At 34.0% G+C, this 2,924-nt stretch carries 4 protein-coding genes; all 4 read right to left on the bottom strand.

The genetic code is table 11. From position 1 onward, the window contains the following. Positions 1-195: histone family protein (locus tag ACKI4K_RS08820; RefSeq protein WP_407424290.1), on the bottom strand; the 195-nt coding region annotated here is incomplete at its 3' end. Positions 196-400: 205 nt separating this feature from the next. Continuing rightward, positions 401-1,675, bottom strand: coding sequence for a tRNA (N(6)-L-threonylcarbamoyladenosine(37)-C(2))-methylthiotransferase (locus tag ACKI4K_RS08815; RefSeq protein ID WP_407424288.1), 1,275 nt, complete (start codon positions 1,673-1,675; stop codon positions 401-403). 10 nt (positions 1,676-1,685) lie between these two features. Continuing rightward, on the bottom strand, positions 1,686-2,306 hold the full coding sequence (locus ACKI4K_RS08810) for an HVO_0476 family zinc finger protein (protein WP_407424286.1): 621 nt from the start codon (positions 2,304-2,306) through the stop codon (positions 1,686-1,688). A gap of 11 nt (positions 2,307-2,317) precedes the next feature. Beyond that, the gene (hacB, locus tag ACKI4K_RS08805; protein ID WP_407424284.1) at positions 2,318-2,803 is read right to left on the bottom strand and encodes a homoaconitase small subunit; all 486 of its coding nucleotides are present in this window, start codon (positions 2,801-2,803) and stop codon (positions 2,318-2,320) included. Between the last annotated feature and the right edge of the window lie 121 nt (positions 2,804-2,924).

The raw sequence follows: 2,924 nt of genomic DNA, 5'->3' as shown, positions 1-2,924 counted from the left end.
GATTGCTAATTTGATATCTTCAGCTTTTACAGTTTTTCTACCAGCGTGGCGTGCGAAATTAACAGCTTTTTGTGCGATTTCGTCACCTTTTTCTTCTAATGCTTCAGCTAATGCAATTTTTGCATCATCACTAATTCTTTGAGCGCCAGCATTTTTTAAGATACGACCGACTGGTGCGATTGGTAATTCACTCATTATTACACCTCCAATTAAATGATAGTATACAATAGTATATAAAGGTATCGGTAAAACTGCATATTATAACCCCATATTTTAGTAGTGCAATTGTCATAATATGCTTTTGAAAATCAAAAAAAAATATAGATATTACAAATAATTAAAGGAAGAAGATTAGGTAAAAATATAAAAATAAGAATAAATAAAAATAAAAAAATTAATTCTATGCTAATTCGCTTTTTAAGTATGTTGAGGTTGCTTCAGTTATCTTTACTTCAACAAAAGTTCCTAATTCAACATTATCAACAATTACTGGAATATATGAATCAGTTTTTGCAATAAATCCGCCTTTAGAACCTTTTTCTACAACCAAAACATTTTGATAAGAATTAACCAATTCCCTGTTCTCATTTTCAGTTATTTCCGATTTAATTTCAGATAAAAATTTAGATCTTTTCTTCATAGTTTCGCGGGGAATTTCCTCAAGTGAAGATGAAATAGCACCTTTCCTGTGCTGGTATTTTGACAGGTGAATTATACTTGGTTTTATGTCGTGAAGCAATTTGACGGTCAATTCGAAATCTTCATCAGTTTCAGTTGGATAACCTACAATGACATCAACCGCCAGTGTCAGATCCGGAACTTCACTTCTGAATTTTGATAAAATATCCAGATACTGTTCAAGAGTATGACCTCTCCTCATTTCAGATAAAACCTTATCACTTCCAGATTGTATAGGTAAATGAATGAAATTATATACCTTCGGATGTTTAATTGCATCGATTATTTCATCAACATCATTCAAAACATTTTTAGGGTGCATCATTCCAACACGAACACGAAAATCTCCATCCAAATTAGCCACTTCTTTAATTAAATCAGATAGTTTCTCACCACTATCCCGACCAAATGCTGCGGTGTCCTGTGCAGTAAGTTGAATTTCACAAGCCCCATTTTCAATAGCTTCTTTTGCTTCCGCAACAATATCCTTAATAGGATAGCTGTTCAATGGTCCCCGAGCAAAACGAGTGCAGCAAAATGCACATGCTCCTAAACAGCCTTCGCAAATCTGAATTATATGAATTAAACTACCATCCGAAAGTTTTGGAACACCCACTTTACTTTCTTTTGAAAAACCAGTTTCGCGAACGACCTCACCACAGTAAGTAGCATTAACAACATCAGCCGATTTGCTTAACTGATGAGGGCCAATCCATGAACAGTTCGGACCTATCTTTTCCAATTTTTCCGGATCAATTTCAACCATACATCCGCTGACAATAATTTTTTTATCAGGAAACTCTTTTTGAAGTTTTTGAATCCTATAAACAACCTTATTCTCAGTTGGTAATTTAACATAACAAGTGTTTACAATAATAACATCCGCTTCTTCAACAGACTCAACAATGTCAATTTCATTTTCAAGCAGCATTCCCGCCATAATCTGTCCATCAGCCTTATTGAATGTGCAGCCGTAAGAATCAATATATACTTTCATGCTTTTTTCTCTACGAAGTTTTCTTAACAATGTCTTTTGTCAAATCATAATCAAAATTATTGAATTTGACAGGTTTTGAATAAACCCTTTTAATTACTCCCGCCTTTGCAAAACCGGATGTGAGTTTTCTTTCTTGGGTTTTGATAACATGTACTTTTACGATGTGTTTATCAATCTTGACAACATCCCCCGGAGCAATTTCAAAATCCCTATCCAAATCAAGTTTATATGAATCAACTTCCCCATGCAAATCTACTGAAAAACCGATTCGTGCAGGAATTTCAACGGAAGTTGCCCAAATAGTATTAATATCTTCAATTTTAGATTTATTTACCCTTTTATCATCCACTTCAATGCTTGTTACTTCAACCTGACCCAAATCTGAAAGTAAAACATCACCGATGCTTAATTCGTCACTTGGAGATAATTCAATAGTGGTTTTATGAGATTTATCCTGCTCGGATATAATTAATCTATATGGTTCAGGCTTTTTTGCTGAGAACATGTCTTTGAAAACATGACCGCAGGATTCACATTTCAGCAAATATTCCTCCATTATCTTTTTCTTAGAGGATTTCTGTTTTGAGTTCAATATTTCAATATCATCAGAACCGCAAATAGGACATTCCATTTTTTGCCTCCTTAATCAGACTCATTCAAATAATGGTTAACCAAACCACCATCTTCCAAAATATTTAGCATAAACTCTTTAAATGGTTCAAAAGTGGTTGATTCACCTGTAGTTTCATTAACTAAAGTTCCTTTTGACAAATCAATGTTGATTATATCCCCATCTTTAGCTTCAATATCTGAAACAATAACGGGCAAGCCAATATTGATTGCGTTTCTATAAAATATCCTTGCAAATGATTTGGCAACAATTGCATCGATGCCGGCTGTCTTAATGGCCACCGGTGCCTGCTCCCTAGATGAACCGCATCCAAAGTTCTCATCCGCTACAATTATATCTCCCTTTTTAACATTCTCAGTAAAATCCGGCCTTTCACCTTCAAGCACATGATCCGCCAAATCCTGAGGATTGAATGTTCTTAAATATCTTCCGGGAATAATTACATCAGTGTCTATATTTTTCCCAAAAGGCCATGTTTTTCCTTTGATAATATCCATTTATACCACTAATAAGAATAGATTAAATTATAAAAAATTTTGAAGTATTCGGGAAGCCCCAAATACAAAATAAGTTTTTTGGTGATTTGAAAATTAAATTATTTTTGTTTTAAAGGTTGAG

Origin of the sequence: Methanobrevibacter sp. (assembly GCF_045644645.1) — an archaeon.
GTDB lineage: Archaea > Methanobacteriota > Methanobacteria > Methanobacteriales > Methanobacteriaceae > Methanocatella.
Note: the sequence above shows the minus strand (reverse complement) of the source record. Positions and strands in the feature narration are given on the sequence as shown.